General features: G+C 63.1%; 15 protein-coding genes. 2 read left to right on the top strand and 13 right to left on the bottom strand.

The features are described from left to right. Positions 1–134 precede the first annotated feature (134 nt). Positions 135–1,250 (top strand): hypothetical protein, encoded by a 1,116-nt coding sequence (locus tag ACRRNM_RS01770; protein WP_435626537.1) that lies wholly within the window; start codon positions 135–137, stop codon positions 1,248–1,250. Between the two features lie 38 nt (positions 1,251–1,288). Here ACRRNM_RS01770 and ACRRNM_RS01765 read toward each other — a convergent pair whose 3' ends face one another. The 13 genes from ACRRNM_RS01765 to ACRRNM_RS01705 all read right to left on the bottom strand — a co-directional run bounded on the left by ACRRNM_RS01765 (position 1,289) and on the right by ACRRNM_RS01705 (position 14,486). Continuing rightward, positions 1,289–1,786, bottom strand: coding sequence for a type II secretion system protein (locus tag ACRRNM_RS01765; protein WP_435626536.1), 498 nt, complete (start codon positions 1,784–1,786; stop codon positions 1,289–1,291). A 38-nt stretch (positions 1,787–1,824) separates the two neighbouring features. Continuing rightward, a complete protein-coding gene (locus ACRRNM_RS01760; RefSeq protein ID WP_435626535.1) occupies positions 1,825–2,205 on the bottom strand; it encodes a type II secretion system protein in 381 nt (126 codons plus the stop codon). Positions 2,206–2,216: 11 nt separating this feature from the next. Next, positions 2,217–2,699, bottom strand: a complete 483-nt coding sequence (locus tag ACRRNM_RS01755; RefSeq protein WP_435626534.1) for a type II secretion system protein — start codon at positions 2,697–2,699, stop codon at positions 2,217–2,219. Beyond that, positions 2,696–5,044 (bottom strand): secretin N-terminal domain-containing protein, encoded by a 2,349-nt coding sequence (locus ACRRNM_RS01750; RefSeq protein ID WP_435626533.1) that lies wholly within the window; start codon positions 5,042–5,044, stop codon positions 2,696–2,698. Before ACRRNM_RS01750 ends, ACRRNM_RS01755 begins: the two co-directional genes overlap by 4 nt. Further along, entirely contained in the window at positions 5,041–5,616 is a 576-nt protein-coding gene (locus tag ACRRNM_RS01745) for a hypothetical protein (protein ID WP_435626532.1), read from the bottom strand. Before ACRRNM_RS01745 ends, ACRRNM_RS01750 begins: the two co-directional genes overlap by 4 nt. After that, a complete protein-coding gene (locus ACRRNM_RS01740; protein WP_435626531.1) occupies positions 5,613–6,248 on the bottom strand; it encodes a GspMb/PilO family protein in 636 nt (211 codons plus the stop codon). Before ACRRNM_RS01740 ends, ACRRNM_RS01745 begins: the two co-directional genes overlap by 4 nt. Beyond that, positions 6,245–6,763, bottom strand: a complete 519-nt coding sequence (locus ACRRNM_RS01735) for a hypothetical protein (RefSeq protein ID WP_435626530.1) — start codon at positions 6,761–6,763, stop codon at positions 6,245–6,247. Before ACRRNM_RS01735 ends, ACRRNM_RS01740 begins: the two co-directional genes overlap by 4 nt. Positions 6,764–6,767: 4 nt before the next feature. Then, positions 6,768–7,613: a hypothetical protein gene (locus tag ACRRNM_RS01730; RefSeq protein ID WP_435626529.1), complete on the bottom strand. Its 846-nt coding sequence runs from the start codon at positions 7,611–7,613 to the stop codon at positions 6,768–6,770. Beyond that, positions 7,594–9,288, bottom strand: coding sequence for a GspE/PulE family protein (locus ACRRNM_RS01725; RefSeq protein ID WP_435626528.1), 1,695 nt, complete (start codon positions 9,286–9,288; stop codon positions 7,594–7,596). Before ACRRNM_RS01725 ends, ACRRNM_RS01730 begins: the two co-directional genes overlap by 20 nt. Then, positions 9,285–10,475, bottom strand: a complete 1,191-nt coding sequence (locus ACRRNM_RS01720; RefSeq protein WP_435626527.1) for a type II secretion system F family protein — start codon at positions 10,473–10,475, stop codon at positions 9,285–9,287. The genes ACRRNM_RS01725 and ACRRNM_RS01720 overlap by 4 nt, the downstream gene beginning before the upstream one ends. A gap of 436 nt (positions 10,476–10,911) precedes the next feature. Further along, positions 10,912–13,392, bottom strand: a complete 2,481-nt coding sequence (locus ACRRNM_RS01715; protein WP_435626526.1) for an ABC transporter permease — start codon at positions 13,390–13,392, stop codon at positions 10,912–10,914. After that, the gene (locus ACRRNM_RS01710) at positions 13,389–13,772 is read right to left on the bottom strand and encodes an endonuclease domain-containing protein (protein WP_435626525.1); all 384 of its coding nucleotides are present in this window, start codon (positions 13,770–13,772) and stop codon (positions 13,389–13,391) included. The genes ACRRNM_RS01715 and ACRRNM_RS01710 overlap by 4 nt, the downstream gene beginning before the upstream one ends. Before the next feature lie 48 nt (positions 13,773–13,820). Beyond that, complete coding sequence (locus tag ACRRNM_RS01705; protein WP_435626524.1) at positions 13,821–14,486, bottom strand: ABC transporter ATP-binding protein; 666 nt, start codon at positions 14,484–14,486, stop codon at positions 13,821–13,823. Between ACRRNM_RS01705 and ACRRNM_RS01700 the strand changes: the two genes are divergently transcribed. After that, positions 14,485–15,096 carry a GDSL-type esterase/lipase family protein gene (locus ACRRNM_RS01700; RefSeq protein WP_435626523.1) on the top strand — a complete coding sequence of 204 codons (612 nt, stop codon included), beginning with the start codon at positions 14,485–14,487 and terminating at the stop codon, positions 15,094–15,096. The genes ACRRNM_RS01705 and ACRRNM_RS01700 overlap by 2 nt on opposite strands. Positions 15,097–15,108: the final 12 nt, after the last annotated feature.

The raw sequence follows: 15,108 nt of genomic DNA, 5'->3' as shown, positions 1-15,108 counted from the left end.
CCGGCCTATTCCGAAGCGGCGCGCATTCTAGCACTAATGCGCCGGTTCACTCAACTTTCTCCGGCTTGCAGATTCCACTAAAGGTTACCGGAGCCAAGCCGATAAAACACTCCAGCAAATTGAAAAACAATCTGATGAAGATCGAAAGCTCAACTATCGGCCTCGCCAGCCAGCATACAAACTCAAGACAGGTCACGGTCGAAGAATCGTTGCGCGCCTGGGTCGGCCCGCAACGCCCCGATTTTGAAGGCCATGCCGCGCAAAACCGGTCTACCCCGCGGTTGACCGTGGCGACGATCTCCGATGCCGCCCGACAGGCGGCTGCCCAAGCTGTTGCCATCGCCAATCCTGCCGCAAACACGCAGTCCTCCGCCGATGCCCAGGCCACCGCCGAAGCGGAAGGTGCAAGCGATCATGCCGGCAATGACCCGAAGATGCAGCTCCTCATCAACCTGATCGAGTCGCTGACCGGGCAAAAAGTCAGGTTGTTCAATCCGAATGAATTGAAGCCGGGCGATGCCGCGCAAGCGCACTCGCAAAAAACGGCCGAAGCTGCGCAATCGGCTCAAGACCTGCGCCAGGGCTGGGGAGTGGAATATGACCGGCACGAGACAGTTCGCGAATCCGAACGGACCGCCTTCGCCGCCGAAGGCGTCATCAGGACCTCCGACGGCAAGGATATCCGGTTCCAGCTCTCGCTGGAGATGAAGCGCGATTTCTTCAGGGAAAACAACGTATCCGTGCGCGAAGGCGACGGCGTGAGGAAAGACCCGCTGGTTGTCAATTTCAGCGGCAGCGCCGCGCAACTGACCGATACGAAATTCGGCTTCGACCTCGACAGCGACGGCAAGGCCGAGAAAATGTCCTTTGTCGGCGGCGGAAGCGGCTTCCTGGCACTGGACAGGAACGGCAACGGCATCATCGACAACGGTTCCGAGCTGTTCGGCACGCAAAGCGGCAACGGCTTTGCCGACCTGTCCGCCTATGATGGCGACAAAAACAACTGGATCGACGAGAACGATGCCGTGTACTCAAGACTGCTGGTATGGAGCAAGGATGCCGCCGGCAAAGACATTCTGAGCACCTTGGCGCAACGCAACGTCGGTGCGCTCTACCTCGGCAACATCGCCACGCCGTTCGATCTGAAAAATTCTTCAAACGACCTGCAGGGGCAGGTGCGCGGCAGCGGCATCTATTTGCGCGAGGACGGCAGCGCAGGGGCGCTGCAGCAGATAGACCTGATCGTCTAGAAGCTGCCCTCAAAACTTCTGCGGAGGGCGTCTGCGGGTCAGTGCTGCGATGGAGTAGCGGGCTGCTGGCTTTGGGCGTGCACGAACACCCAGTCCGCATATTTCGTCTTGCCTTCGAAATTTTTGTCGGCGAGGCTGAAGTTGCTTTTTTTTACCGGCTCTTCCTCGGACAGGCTGCGCACCCCGTAAATCTCTCCGCCCGGCCCCTTGATCAAGCCCCACTTCCCGCTGCCGCCGACGGGGTCGCGGTAAATCTTGCGCAGGTAGCGCTGCGTCGACGGATAGCGCGGATCCCCGAGCAGGTCCTCAAGATTCGCCGGGTAGCGCTGTTCCTGCGCCGGCGTATGCTCGTAATACTCGGTGATGGCTTGCCGGAACTGGTTTCCGACGAACAGCAGCTCCTGCTCCCTGTCGCGCTTCTGCGCGATATGCCACACCTCCCCGGATGCGGCCAGCATCACTCCCATGATGGCAACGACAACCAGCAGGCCGAAATAGGTAAACCCGCGCTCCCGGCCATGTCGCCTAAGGCGCATCCTCCCTCCCACGCTATTTTTGTCCGGGACAAGCCGCATCACCAGTCCCTGTACGCGGAACCGTCCCGCGCGCTTCCGGGCGCACCGCTTTTTATGTCGAAGACTCCGCCTTTTTCCGGGGTATCGGGCGGGACGATGAGCCACGTCGCGGAATTTCCGGTGATGGGATCGGAAGGCAGGTTGCGCAGATATTTTTTGCTCACCAATTCATCCAGGCTGTCGGGATACTTGCCGTTGTCGCCATAATATTTATCCAGCGCCTCCCGCGCCAGCGCGAGGTTCTGGTGCAGCACGGCCTCCTTCGATTTTTCCACGCTGTGGAAATAGCGCGGCACCGCGATAGTCAGCAGCGTCGCGATGATCGCCATGACCACCAGCAGCTCGATGAGGGTGAAACCTCTTTCCGTATGCCTGCCCATTCCGCCGCTCCTTACCAATCCCGGTAGGGAATGCCATTCAGCCCGATTCCGGAAGACAGGGAATACACGTCGAAAATATCCTCCCCCTCCTCGGGAGCATCGGCGCTGCTTTCATAGCTGCGCTTGCCCCAGGTTTCCTCGTCCGTTTTCCCCGGATCGCCAGCCATCGGGTCGCGCGGGATGCGCCGCAAAAAATAGATTCTACCCTTGCCGTCCGGGCTGCCGGCGTCGGCCTCGCCTTCCACCAGCACTTTCAATGACACGGGATACCCAGACCTTATCGCCGGGCGAATGATGCGCCCCTCGCTCACCGCCTGTTTGTAGACATCCAGCCCGGTGCGAATTTCCCGCAACGCCCGGCGCAGCTCATGCTCCTTGCTGCGCTGCACTTCCAGCTCGGCCATCGGCAATACCGCCGTCGCCAGCAAGCCGACGATCGCCACCGTGATTACCAGCTCGATGAGAGTGAAGCCCCTGGTGGCCGAGATTTTCATTGCGCGACCGCGATGACATGCGGTGTGGGCGGGGTAACCGCGAGCGCCTCTCCGCCCGCGCCGGCCAGGCTGATGCTGCTGACCGTGACCGGGGACTGGGGCGCGGCGGCAGTCACTTCAAACATCAGGGTGATGACGCTGCCGCCGCCATTGCCGGAGCCCTTCAGGTCGACCTGCACCTGGCCGCCTTCCTGATCTATCACCTTGGTGAAATTCGACGGCGAATTATTCTGTTTCATGAAATCCCCTTCGGCGACATCGGCAGCCTTCAGCACGGCCGGGTCAAACTCCACCAGGAAGCCGAGGCTGTTCACGCCCTGCGGCGATTGGGTATTGAGCGTCAGGCTGATCTTGTCGCCGACCTTGGCCTGGCTGGGCCCTTGCCAGGAAAGCACCAGCGGCTTGCTTGCCATGGCCGCATTGCCGGGAACAACTGCCGGCTGCGGGCGCGCCACAACAGCCCCTGGAGGTGCGCTCGCCGAATTGCCGACTGCGACGGCGCCGAGCGGCTTCATCACCATCTGGCTGCTGCGCAGGCTGGCTTCGGTGCCCGACCAGTACTCCACTTCGCGCGCATCGGGGAGCCGGTGACTGCCCACGACCCGCGGCGTGATGGAAAGTACGATTTCCGTTTTGGTACCGTTGTCCCTGTGGCTCGAAAAGAGCCGCCCGAGCAGGGGCAAATCCCCCACCCCCGGCACCTTGTTAGCGGTATTCCGGTCCTCGTCGTTGATCAGGCCGGCGAGAATCTGCGTTTCCCCGTCCTTGAGGCGCAGGGTAGTCGAGGTGTTGCGCGTGCCGACCTGGTAAGCCAGCGTCCCGGACACGGCATTCAGCACTTCCTTGACGATGGAGCTGACCTCCAGCCCGACCTTGATGGAAACCTCGTTGTCCATGTGTATCTCCGGCTCGACCTCCAGCTTCAGCCCCACGTCCAGGTACTGGACGCTGCCGGTGATCACCGGCGTCCCCGTCGAAACCGGCGTCACGGCATTGGTGATCACCGGCACGCGGTCCCCGATCATAATCTTGGCCTTCTCGCGGTTGCGCGCCCGGATGCGCGGGCTGGCCAGCAGGTTGCTGTCGCCGTCCTGGAGCAGCATGTTGAGCGTGACGCTCAGCGCCGGGCTGGTGACGATGCTGGCGCCGTTAAGCTGGCGCAGCTCCCTGACGGTCGGCGTATCGGCGCCTGCCGCCGCACCCCGCGCCGTGAAGGTGACCTGGCTGGGATATTTGATGCCGATTTCGGACAGCCGCGAGCGGCTGATCTCCATCACCTCGACTTCCAGCATGACTTCCGGGTCGGGGATATCTTGGTCCGCAACCATTTTCTCGGCCAGGCGGATGGCCTCCGGCGTGTCCCGCATCACCAGCGAATTGGTCTTCTCGTGGACGAAGATATCCTTGGTTTTCAGCAGCGTCTTGAGCATGGTCAGCATCTGCTTGGGATCGGCGTTGGTGAGATGAAAGCTCCTGATCTTGAGATCCTGGTATTCCTTCATCTTCGTCGGCGTATTCGGGTAGATGAATACCGTGTTGTCGCTGATGATCTTTTTCTCCAGCTGGCTCTGCATGAGGATCAGGTCGATCGCATCCTCCACCGAAACATCCCTGACAAAAATCGAGGCCTTGATATCCGGCTTGACGTCCTTGTCCAGCAGCACGTTGATGCCGCTGGTGCGCGACAGCGCCTCGAATACCATCTTTACGCTGGCATCGCGGAATTGCATGGTGACCGGCTTCTTGAACTTCGCCCTGAGGGAAGGCTCCGCCATCAGCCCCTTGGCTATCTGCTCGTCGATCTGGCGCTGCAGAAGCAAGGCCTGCCCGTGCTTCGGGTTCTCGGCGAGCAATGGCTTGAGCGCGGACCGCGCGGCATCCGGATCGCCATTCTTGAGCAGGCTGCGCGCTTCCTCGACGATCGCATCGTGGCGACGGTCCATCGCCAGTTCATCAAGTCCCAGCCTGGCTTTGCCGTTGCCCGGATCGATCCGGAGTATGCGCTCGTAAATTGCCTGCGCCGTATCCAGGCGTCCCGCGGCGCGTTCACTGCTCGCCGCCGCCAACAGACGATTGGAGGTCTGCTCGCGGTGGCGCATCCAGGCCATGCGGTAGGACAGGTTGTCCGGGTCGGCCTTGCTGGCCTCCTCCAGCTTTGCCAAGCCCTCTTCCGCACGCCCCTCTTCCATGAGTGCCATTCCTTCGCGGTGCAGCTTTTGCCCCGCACAGCCAGCCAATGTTGCAGCGACAAGCAGAAGGAATGCGGCATTGCGCCTGAAACCGAGCCAGAATCCATGCATGTTGTGCGCCCCATAAAGGTGGAAGAAATACATCGCGTTTCTCATAATGCCTCGCCGGTGCTGAGAGATTGTTTGATGCCCAGCGGGATATAGTTCAGTTCCACCGTGCCAGGCGCCAGGTGCTCGATGCGATAGGTATCCTCGATCACGTCTCCTTCGGCGGCGACATACATGCGTTCGCCCTTGAGCAGGATCACCTGCAGCGTCGGCGCATCCTCATAGCGGCCGAGATAGGTAAACGGCATGGGCGGCGCGGTCGGCACCGGCGGCGGCGGAGGCGGTGGCGGTGGCGGTGGCGGTGGCGGTGGCGGCGGCACATACCAGGAAGTGGCCACGAAGGCATTGCCGATCACCGGCTCCGGCTCGGCTCCCGATCCCGCATCCGGCTTGGATTGAGGCCGGGCCAAGCGCTCCAGCTCCACATGAACCGTTTCCGGCAGCCGCCGTTTGGCGAGCGCCGGTGAAGAAGATGCAGCATTAACCCGAAGCGGCGCCGCAGGTTGCGCCGTTCTCGCTGCGCCGCTGCTTTTCTCGGGTGCGGCAGCCGTGACGATGGCCGTGAAGGCAATGCCGAGCACTGCCCACCGGCCGGCATTGCGCGGTGGCAGCAGCCTCACGATGCCTGCTCCAGGTAGAGCGCCAGACTGATCCTGGCTTCCACGGCCGAATCGCCGATGTTCTGGCGGCTGAACTGCACATGCTCCAGGGCGATGATCGGAGTCTCCGCGGGCAGCGCCGCAAGGAAGCTGCGTATGCGCGGATATTCCCCCTTCACCGGCAGGATGATCTGAAAGCGCATCAGCCGCCCCGCCTTGCCCCGCGCCACCTTGTATTCGCCCTCGTTGAGGCTGAGCCCGTTTTTTTCGGCCAGTGCAGCCAGCCTCTCAAGCCACTGCGGCGAATGGCGCTCTTCCGGAAAAAAACGGTAGAACTCCGTAAGCTGCTCGGCCGGCGTGCGCCAGCCGCCGTCAAGCGACTTGCCGGCATGCAGTATCCGCTCGCGCAGGGAAAGTTCGCTGCTGCGCGCCGCATCCAGGCGCTCCTGCGCCGGGGAAATTGCCGAAAAATAGAAAGGCGGAAAGACGACCAACATGCCGATGGCCAGCACTCCTGACCTACCCAGGATGCGCAGCCAACGCCGGGATGCCCAGCGCAGGCGCCCCCGTAGCGGCACCGCCGATGAGATGCCGAAGTGCTGCGCATATCGGCCGATGGCATCTCCCAGCCATTTTCCGGCGAGGCCTCTCATGGCTTCTCCCGCCACACGGCAAGCAGCGAAAAGCGCACAGGCCTGTCCGGATTCTGCTGCTGAACCTGATGGCTCTGCAGGTAGACCGGGCCGAATACACTCTGCTCCTCAAGTTGCATGATGTACTTCAGCAGCGCCGCCAGGTTCTTGGCTTCACCGCTGATTTTTACCATGTGTTTTTCCGCATCCGGCTCCATCGCCAGCAGCACAACCTCCTTGCCCGCAGCCGAATCCACTGCCCTGAACAGTTCATCCCACGGCAAGGTGAGTTGCCGCAACACCTCATTGGCGCGCTTCACCTCCTGCACCACGTCCTCGCGGCCGCCGGACGGTGATAACCGGCCCTGGCCACGCTCGATTTGATCCAGCCGGTCTTCCCAGCTGATCGCCTTGCCGTTCAATTCAACGTAATAGGCAACCGTCAGCGTCAGGACCACCAGCGTCAGCGCCAGCAATGCCGGCCCCACCCAGGGGAACGGCAGGTTCTGCTGATAATCGAGGCGGAGCATGGTCATCGCATCACCCGCTCATATACATGGCAAAGCAGCTGTCGAGCGCCGGTTCGATGCTGGGCATGCGCGCGGGCTGCATAGGCTGAATCTGCCACCACCCGCCTGAAGCAATCGATACATCCCGGCAGTCCGGAGCCCAGAGAAACACTTCGTTCGTGCTGCTTTCGACGTCGGAGACCAGCGCCTCGCGATTCAGCAAAAATGGCAATTCCTTGTGCCAATGCGGACCTATTCTCATCGACCGCACCCACGCCCATTTGCCTTTTTGCAACAATGCCAGGCACAGGTTTCCCTCCTCCACGAGTGCCAGCCATGCGGACTTGTCATGGAGCGAGGCATGACAGGCGTTGTATGCCACCATTAAATGCGGCTGGATAGACTTCAACCCAATCCCCACCCGCCCGAACAAGTTGCGCAGGGATTCCGGCAGCCGCGCATCAACTGCACAGGCCAATTGCGGCATTCCGTAACTGCCGGAGCTGATACGCAGCTCCCATTCGCCGGCATCGCAGCCGTACATTTCATTGAACGAATGCCGCGCATAGGCGATTTCCTCCGTTTCATCGCTCAGGACATCGCTCCACGGCACCAGGGTATAGCGCATGAAGTGATTGGAGAGGATCACCTTGGCATACGATTTGTTACCCGCAAATCCGGGTAAAGCCGCCTCCAGGGCCTTGAGCGCACCGCCCCAGGGAATATTCTCATCGCCCGGCGGACTGCATGAAACCACCTGCTGCGCCAGCACATGGCGCTTCAGCCCCAGGCGCGTAAGCTCGCGCCGCAACCGCGCCAGGACCACGCAGTCCGGATGCAGCACGATGCGGCACTCGTCACGCAACGAAAGTGACACGGTTGATCTCCTGCAATGTTGTTTCGCCCCTGAACACCATACCCAGCGCGCCATCGCGCAGGAAGCGCGTGCCGTTTCGCCTGGCCGCCTCGCGCACCAGCCGGATCGGCTGCCTGGCAATGATGAGTTCGCGGATTTCATCGTTCAGGTAGAGTATCTCGGCGATGGCTTTGCGCCCCTTATAGCCGGTGCCGCGGCACAGCCCGCAGCCGCGCCCGGCGCGAAATGTCGCGTTTTTTGCATCCGCCAGGCCGACCCCAGACTCCCTGATCAGCTCCTCGTCCGGATGGTCGTCCGCCACGCAGTGCGCACAGTTCACGCGCACCAGGCGCTGGGCCAGGATGCCGTTCAGGGCGGAGACGAAACTGTAGGGATCGACCCCCATGTGCATGAAGCGGCCGATGACGTCGAAGACGTTGTTGGCGTGCACGGTGGTAAACACCAGGTGGCCGGTCAGCGCCGATTGCACGGCGATCTGTGCGGTTTCCGGATCGCGTATTTCGCCGACCATGATTTTGTCCGGGTCGTGCCGCAGGATGGAACGCAGGCCGCGCTCGAAGGTGAGCCCTTTTTTCTCGTTGACGGGAATCTGCAGGACGCCGGGCAACTGGTATTCGACCGGGTCCTCGATGGTGATGATCTTGTCCTGCCCCTGGTTGATCTCCGAGATCGCGGCATACAGCGTCGTCGTCTTGCCGCTGCCGGTCGGGCCGGTGACCAGCACCATGCCGTAGGGTTCGTTAGAGAGCCGGCGCAGCGTGACCATGGATGGCGCGTCAAATCCCAGATAGTCGAGGCGCAGGCCCTTCATCTGGTCGGACAGCGTCTGCTTGTCCAGGATGCGCAGCACGGCATCCTCGCCGAAGATACTGGGCATGATGGAAACGCGCAGATCCACCTCGCGCCGGTGCATCGACACCTTGAAACGGCCATCCTGCGGAATGCGCCGTTCGGCGATATCGAGACCGGAGATGACCTTGATGCGCGAGATCACCTGCTCGGCCATGTCCAGCCCAGCCACCGAGCCTACCGCTGTCAGCACCCCGTCGATGCGGTACTTGATGTTGAGCCCCGCTGCGCCGGTCTCCAGGTGGATATCGCTGGCCTCGGCCTTCAGCGCGTCGTACACCGTCGAGTGAACCAGCTTGACGACCGGGCTGACGTCCTCGCTGATGGTCTTGAACGACAATTCCTCCACGCTATCGTCAAATGCCGCCATCTTTCCTGCCACGGCCTGCAGGCTGTCCATTGCATGCAGCGATTCCTCGTAATGCGCGAGGTATGCGGCGATGTCCGCGCCATGTGCAAGCCCCCAGACGAAATTCGCGGGGAAGCGCTGCTCCGCCCATGCCTGCAGGCCAGCATTGAACGGATCGCCCATGATGACGAACAGCCGCCCCTCGCCGCTGCGCAATGCGATGCATCCCCGTTCCAGCGCCTCGGCAAAGGGCAGCGCATCGAATGCGGGCTCCAGCCTGCCCAGGTCGTCCATGCCGAATACCGGGTAATGGAGGGCTTTGCCCAGCGCCCAGGCAAAGCCCCGCGAGTCCAGCCCGGTCTGTTCTTCCAGTACTTCCACGATGCTGCGCCTGCCCTGCGCGGCAACAGCGCGCGCTTCACGCACCCGTTGCGGCGAGAATATCTGTCCGGCATCGCATGAGGCAGCCTGGTTCATTTAATGCTCCCCGCCAGTTCAAAAATCGGGAAATACATCAGCACCACGATGCCCCCGATGACCAGCCCGACGAACGCCATCAGCAAAGGCTCGAACATCTTGACGAACCGCTCGACCCAGCGTGCCGTATCGTCCTCATAAAAGGCCGCGATGCGCTCCATCATCTCGCCCATCCGGCCGGTGCGCTCGCCCACGCGCAGCAGGCGCGACGCCAAGGGGGTGGCCAGGCCGTATTTATCCATGGTTTGGGAGATGGAGCTGCCCTCCCTGATGCTCGTCGAGGCCAGCGCCAGTTGTTCGCGCATCGTCGTCTGCAGAAGACCGCCCACCAGTTGCAATGACGCCATGATCGGCATCCCGCCCTGCAGCAGCATCCCGAGCGAGCGGTAAAAACGTGCCATCTGGTAAAGGTGCAGCCGCTTGCCCAGCGCGGGGAGCTGCCACAGCTTCCGCCCGGCCCACTGCCTGAAGGCAGGGCGGGTAGCGGCAAAGAGAAGTCCGCCCGGCAGGGCGATTGCGGCCGCCAGGAAGAACTTCCAATGCTCGTCCAGGAAATGCCCCCAAAGCATCAGCAACTGCGACATGAACGGCAGGTCGCTGCCGAGATCTTCGTAGATATGGCTGAAGCGGGGCACGACGAACACCATCAGAAACAGCATCACCAGCCCCCCCACGGCAGCCAGGATTACCGGATAAATCGAGGAGGTGACGACCTTGCGCCTCACCCCCTCCATCTGGTTCTGGTAAACGACATAGCGCGACAGCACTTCGGCGAGAGAGCCGGTTTTTTCGCTGGCGCGCACGGTTGCCACGTAAAGCGCGGGAAAATCCTTCGGCGACTGCTCCAGTGCATACGACAGGCTATGCCCCTCATACAGGGACGAGATTATTTGCGTCAGCGTTTTCTTGATATCCGGCTGCACTTCCTTCTCGGTCAGGGTCTCCAGCGATTCGACCAGGGACAGGCCGGCATCGAGCAGCGCCACCAGTTCCTGGCTGAACAACACCAAGGGGAAACCGGACCTTTGCCAAGGCAACAACGACAACCAGCGCTGCCTTGCCCTGGCCGCAATGACCGTATACCCCTGGGCTCTGGCCTGCGCTTCGGCATCGCCGGCATCCGCCGCTTCCAGCATGATCGCCATCAGCCCCGCGTTGCCGCGCAACACCTTGAGTTCATATTGCATAAACACCCCGCCATTGAGCCATCCGCCGTTCAATCGGCTGCCGGTTTGCCAACCGCCGCGGATTGTCCAATGCCGGCCACACTTTAGCCGGTTCCCCGCCACTCCCGCACGAGGCGAGACCATACTCCCCGCTGCCATCGGCAGCTCGAGCAGGAAGGAGCGCGCCAAAGGTATTACGGCGCAGATTGAACTCAGGGTAAATATCCATTTTTTTATTTCAGATTTGAGAACTGTTCTTACCTTAACGCCTTGCGCGCAGGCTTACTCTGGGCAGCCAACTGTATTTGCGGATGCGGGCAAGACTGTATTTTTTCGACGGATGAAAGCGTGTATCGGTTTCCTGCGTGGTGAAGCCGGAATTACCGGGGAACGGTCTTGAAAATTGCTGCGGAGAGTATCTGAGGCGTTGCGTGCTTCGGAAACGATTGCTGGCGGCTTACTCGTTCAGCAATATTCTCGCCGGTGGCAACTGCGCGAGCTTCCGCACCGCGAGCCACCCCGGCAGCATCACGGCCAGCATCCCGCCGAGGCAGCCGATCGGCCAGATGGCAACGCTCGCGTGATAGGGGATTTCCAGCACGAAGCGCGCCAACACCCAGCCGAGCAGCACCGCGCCTGCGGAGGCCAAGAGGCCGCTCAACAGCCCCAGCGCGGCGAATTCCGCGAGGTGCAAGCGGCGCAGGTAGCGGCTGTCCGCGCCCAGCGTGCGCAGGATCGCCGCCTCGTGGGTACGCTCGTCCTGAGTGGAAAGCAGCGCGGCATACAGCACCGCGAGGCCGCTCAGCAGGGTGAAGAGGAAGATCACGCTCGCGGTCTGCGCAATCTGCCCCATGATGCCGCGCACCTGATCGATCATCGCGCCGGTGTCGATCACCAGCAGGTTGGGAAACTCGCGCGCAAGCTGGTCGCCCACGCGCACCTTGTCCGGCGGCAGATGGAAGCTGGTGATGTAGCTCGCCGGGTAATTTTTCAACAACTCCGGCGTGGCGATCACAAAGAAATTCACCTTCATCGAATCCCATTCCACCTTGCGCAGGTTGGCCACGCGTGCGGTAAAGCGGCTTCCCGCCACGTCATAGGTGAGCTCGTCGCCGAGGCGGATGCCGAGCCGCTCGGCGATGCCCTCCTCGACCGAAAGCTGCATCCGCCCCGATTCGGAACCGCTCCACCAGCTGCCGCTCACCAGCTCGTTCCACTCCGGCATCTGCTCGGCCCAGGAGAGGTTGAATTCGCGCTCCACCAGGTCGCGCGCGCGCGGGTCGGGATAGCTGTCGCCGCTGATGGGTGCAGCGTTGATCGCGACCAGCCGGCCGCGCACCATCGGCAGCAGCAGCGGCTGCGGCAATTGCGCGCGCGCGAAGAACGCCTGCACCGCCTGCCGCTGGTCCGGCTGCATGTTCACGATGAAGCGGTTCGGTGCGTCCGGCGGCAGATTGCCCTGCCAGCTCTGCAGCAGGTCGCCGCGCACCAGCGTCAGCAGCAGCAGCGCCATGCCGCCCAGGCCGAGCGCCACCACCTGCAGCGCGGAGTCGCGCCCGTGCCGCGCGAGGTTGTTGAGCGCATGGCGCAACTGCGCGTGAAGGCGCAGCGAATAGCGCGCAAGCCCGTGCAGCAGCAGCCAGGCCAGCACGCCGAAGCACAGCAGCCCCACGAGCAGCCCGCCCAGCATGGTGAACCCCAGCTTGATCGAGCCGGAATGCCACAGGAACAAGCCCGCCAGCACCAGCACGGCGAGGCCGTAGGCCAGCAAGGCATTCGCCTGCGGCGCGCCGAGTTCGCGGCGCAGCACGCGCAGCGGCGACACCCTGCGCAGTTGCAGCAGCGGCAGGAAGGCGAAGCCGAGCAGCAGCGCGAAGCCGCTCGCCGCGCTCTTGAGCGCGGGCAGCACCGAAGGCTGCGGCAGCTCCGTATCGCGCATCGCCTCGATGAAGGAAATCAGCACCGCCTGCGTGACATAGCCCAGCGCGCAGCCGAGCAGCACCGCGACGAGACCTAGCAGCAGGAACTGGAACAGGAACAGGCGCAGCACCTGCCCCTGCTCTGCGCCGAGGCAGCGCAGCATCGCGCAGGTGTCCAGGTGGCGCAGCACGAAGCGCCGCGACGCCAGCGCCATCGCCGCGCCCGCGAGGATCGCCGCTGTCAGCGCGGCAAGGCCGAGGAAATTCTCGGCGCGCTCCAGCGCGCTGCGGATTTCGGGGCGCGCGTCGCGCACACCTTCCAGCTTCTCGCCGTTCGCAAGTTTCGGCTTCAGCTCGTCATGCAAGGCCTCGACCTGCCGCGCGTCGCCCGCGATCAGCAGGCGGTAGGTGATGCGGCTGCCTTCCTGCAGCAAACCCGTCGCGGCGAGGTCGTCACCGTTCATCAGCACGCGCGGCGCGAAGCTGTAGAAACCAACCGCGCGGTCGATGTCGCGCACGATGCGCGCCGCCACCGTGAAGCGCTGTGCGCCGATACCGACCTCGTCGCCGACGCGCAGGTCGAGCCGGCGCAGCAGGCGGCCGTCCACCCACACCGTGCCGCGCGCGGGAATACCCTGCGCGACATGCATGCTGCTGTCGTCGATCTCGATCCTGCCGCGCAGCGGATAACCCGCTCCCACCGCCTGGATCTCGGAGAGCAGCGTCTCGTCGCCATGCGCCACCATGCTCAGGAACGCACGGCTCTCCGTCGTGCGCAGCCCGCGCGTCTCGGCCATCGCGCGATAGGCGGGCGGCAACGGGCGCGCCGAGACGATGCGCAAGTCCGCCCCGATCAGGCTGGTCGCTTCCTGCTGCAACGCGAGCCGCACGCGGTCGGCGAACAGCCCCACGGTCGCGAGGCTGCCCACCGCGAGCACCAGCGCGAGCAAGAGCACGCGCCACTCCCCCGCGCGCCAGTCGCGGCGCAGGAGGCTGAGGGAGAGGCGAAGGAGGTTCATATTGGCTCCCCTCTCCCGTTTACGGGAGAGGGGATGGGGGAGAGGGTTTCGTTGAAGAGCGCCAGCCGTATCCGCTCCAGCACACCCTCCATTTCATTCATCAACTCGTTGTTCCAAAATCTCAGCACCGTATATCCCTGGCCGCGCAACCACGCATCCCGCTCTCCGTCAGCCTTCAGCGAATCTGCATGCTGTCCGCCATCCAGTTCGATCACCAGCTTTTTTTCGATACAGACAAAATCAACCACGTAACGGCCAATGGGCTTCTGCCGCTTGAACTTCAGCCCCATGAAGCGATGCGCGCGCAGGTGATACCAGAGCCTCTGCTCGGCATCGGTCAGGTTGCGGCGTAATGATTTTGCATTGTCCAGCAGGCTCATCGACCCTCTCCCCTGCCCCTCTCCCACAAGTGTGAGAGGGGAAAATTATTACACCACCCTCCCCGCCTCCAGCCGCAACTGCCTCCCGCAGCGCCGCGCCAGTGCCTCGTCGTGGGTGACGAGGATCAGGGTCGTGCCCTGCGCGCGGTTGAGCTTCAGCATGAGTGCTATAACCTGCGCGCCGGTGGCGGCGTCGAGGTTGCCGGTGGGTTCGTCGGCGAACAGCACCTTCGGTCGGGTGACAAAGGCGCGCGCGAGCGCGACGCGCTGCTGTTCGCCGCCGGAGAGGTGCTTGGGCAGGTGGTGCGCGCGGGCGGAGAGTCCGACCTGCTGCAGCGACACCTCGGCGCGTTCGCGCGCATCGCTCCTGCCCTGCAGTTCCAGCGGCAGCATGACGTTCTCCAGCGCGTTGAGCGCGGGCAGCAACTGGAAGGACTGGAACACGAAGCCCGCGAGTTCGCCGCGCAGCCGCGCGCGTCCGTCCTCGTCGAGCGCGAACAAGTCCTTGCCGCCGAGGCGCACGCCGCCGCTGCTCGGCATGTCCAGCCCGGCGAGCAGGCCGAGCAGCGTAGACTTGCCGGAGCCGGAGCTGCCTACGATCGCGAGGCTCTCGCCCGCCTCGACCGCAAAGCTCACGTCGCGCAGGATGACCAGCGGCTGGTCGCCGCTCAGCACTTGCTTGGTTAGTTCAACTGCCTGCACAATCGCTGCCATGAAGAATCCATTCCTGAAAGTTATTCTGCTGGTTGCCGCGCTGTGGCTGCCGCTTCCCGCCCAGGCCGCAAAAAACATTCTGGTGTTCGGCGACAGTTTATCAGCCGGATACGGCATCGCAGTAGCGGAAAGTTGGCCCGCCCTCTTGCAGGAGGAACTGGCGCGCAGCCATCCGGAATACCGCGTGGTGAACGCGAGCATCAGCGGCGAGACCACTGAGGGCGGGCGGCAGCGCATCGCCGCAGCGCTGCGCGAGCACCACCCGGCCATCGTGATCGCGGAGCTCGGCGCGAACGACGGGCTGCGCGGCTACCGCATTGCGGACATCGAGGCCAACCTCGGCAGGATCATAGAAGCTGCGCGCGCCGCCCGCGCAAAGGTGCTGCTGGTCGGCATGAGGCTGCCGCCGAACTACGGCGAGCCCTATGTCGCGCAGTTCGCGAAGATGTACCCGAGGCTCGCGAAGAAATACCGCACCCGGCTGCTGCCGTTCCTGTTCGAGGGCATTGCGCCGCAGCAATTCCAGGCCGACAATCTGCACCCCACGAAGGAAGCGCAGCCGCAGTTGATGCGCAGCGTGCTGAAGGAGCTCAAGCCGCTGCTACGCTGACCCACCAACCCG

Source organism: Ferrigenium straubiae (assembly GCF_051257895.1).
Taxonomy (GTDB): Bacteria; Pseudomonadota; Gammaproteobacteria; order Burkholderiales; family Gallionellaceae; genus Gallionella; species Gallionella straubiae.
Note: the sequence above shows the minus strand (reverse complement) of the source record. Positions and strands in the feature narration are given on the sequence as shown.

What these genes read in the sequence shown, in the direction of transcription:
- ACRRNM_RS01770 (WP_435626537.1), top strand. Translation starts at nt 135, where the DNA reads ATGAAGATCGAAAGCTCAACTATCGGCCTCGCCAGCCAGCATACAAAC.
- ACRRNM_RS01765 (WP_435626536.1), bottom strand. Translation starts at nt 1,786, where the DNA reads ATGCGCCTTAGGCGACATGGCCGGGAGCGCGGGTTTACCTATTTCGGC.
- ACRRNM_RS01760 (WP_435626535.1), bottom strand. Translation starts at nt 2,205, where the DNA reads ATGGGCAGGCATACGGAAAGAGGTTTCACCCTCATCGAGCTGCTGGTG.
- ACRRNM_RS01755 (WP_435626534.1), bottom strand. Translation starts at nt 2,699, where the DNA reads ATGAAAATCTCGGCCACCAGGGGCTTCACTCTCATCGAGCTGGTAATC.
- ACRRNM_RS01750 (WP_435626533.1), bottom strand. Translation starts at nt 5,044, where the DNA reads ATGAGAAACGCGATGTATTTCTTCCACCTTTATGGGGCGCACAACATG.
- ACRRNM_RS01740 (WP_435626531.1), bottom strand. Translation starts at nt 6,248, where the DNA reads ATGAGAGGCCTCGCCGGAAAATGGCTGGGAGATGCCATCGGCCGATAT.
- ACRRNM_RS01735 (WP_435626530.1), bottom strand. Translation starts at nt 6,763, where the DNA reads ATGACCATGCTCCGCCTCGATTATCAGCAGAACCTGCCGTTCCCCTGG.
- ACRRNM_RS01725 (WP_435626528.1), bottom strand. Translation starts at nt 9,288, where the DNA reads ATGAACCAGGCTGCCTCATGCGATGCCGGACAGATATTCTCGCCGCAA.
- ACRRNM_RS01720 (WP_435626527.1), bottom strand. Translation starts at nt 10,475, where the DNA reads ATGCAATATGAACTCAAGGTGTTGCGCGGCAACGCGGGGCTGATGGCG.
- ACRRNM_RS01715 (WP_435626526.1), bottom strand. Translation starts at nt 13,392, where the DNA reads ATGAACCTCCTTCGCCTCTCCCTCAGCCTCCTGCGCCGCGACTGGCGC.
- ACRRNM_RS01710 (WP_435626525.1), bottom strand. Translation starts at nt 13,772, where the DNA reads ATGAGCCTGCTGGACAATGCAAAATCATTACGCCGCAACCTGACCGAT.
- ACRRNM_RS01700 (WP_435626523.1), top strand. Translation starts at nt 14,485, where the DNA reads ATGAAGAATCCATTCCTGAAAGTTATTCTGCTGGTTGCCGCGCTGTGG.
- ACRRNM_RS01705 (WP_435626524.1), bottom strand. Translation starts at nt 14,486, where the DNA reads ATGGCAGCGATTGTGCAGGCAGTTGAACTAACCAAGCAAGTGCTGAGC.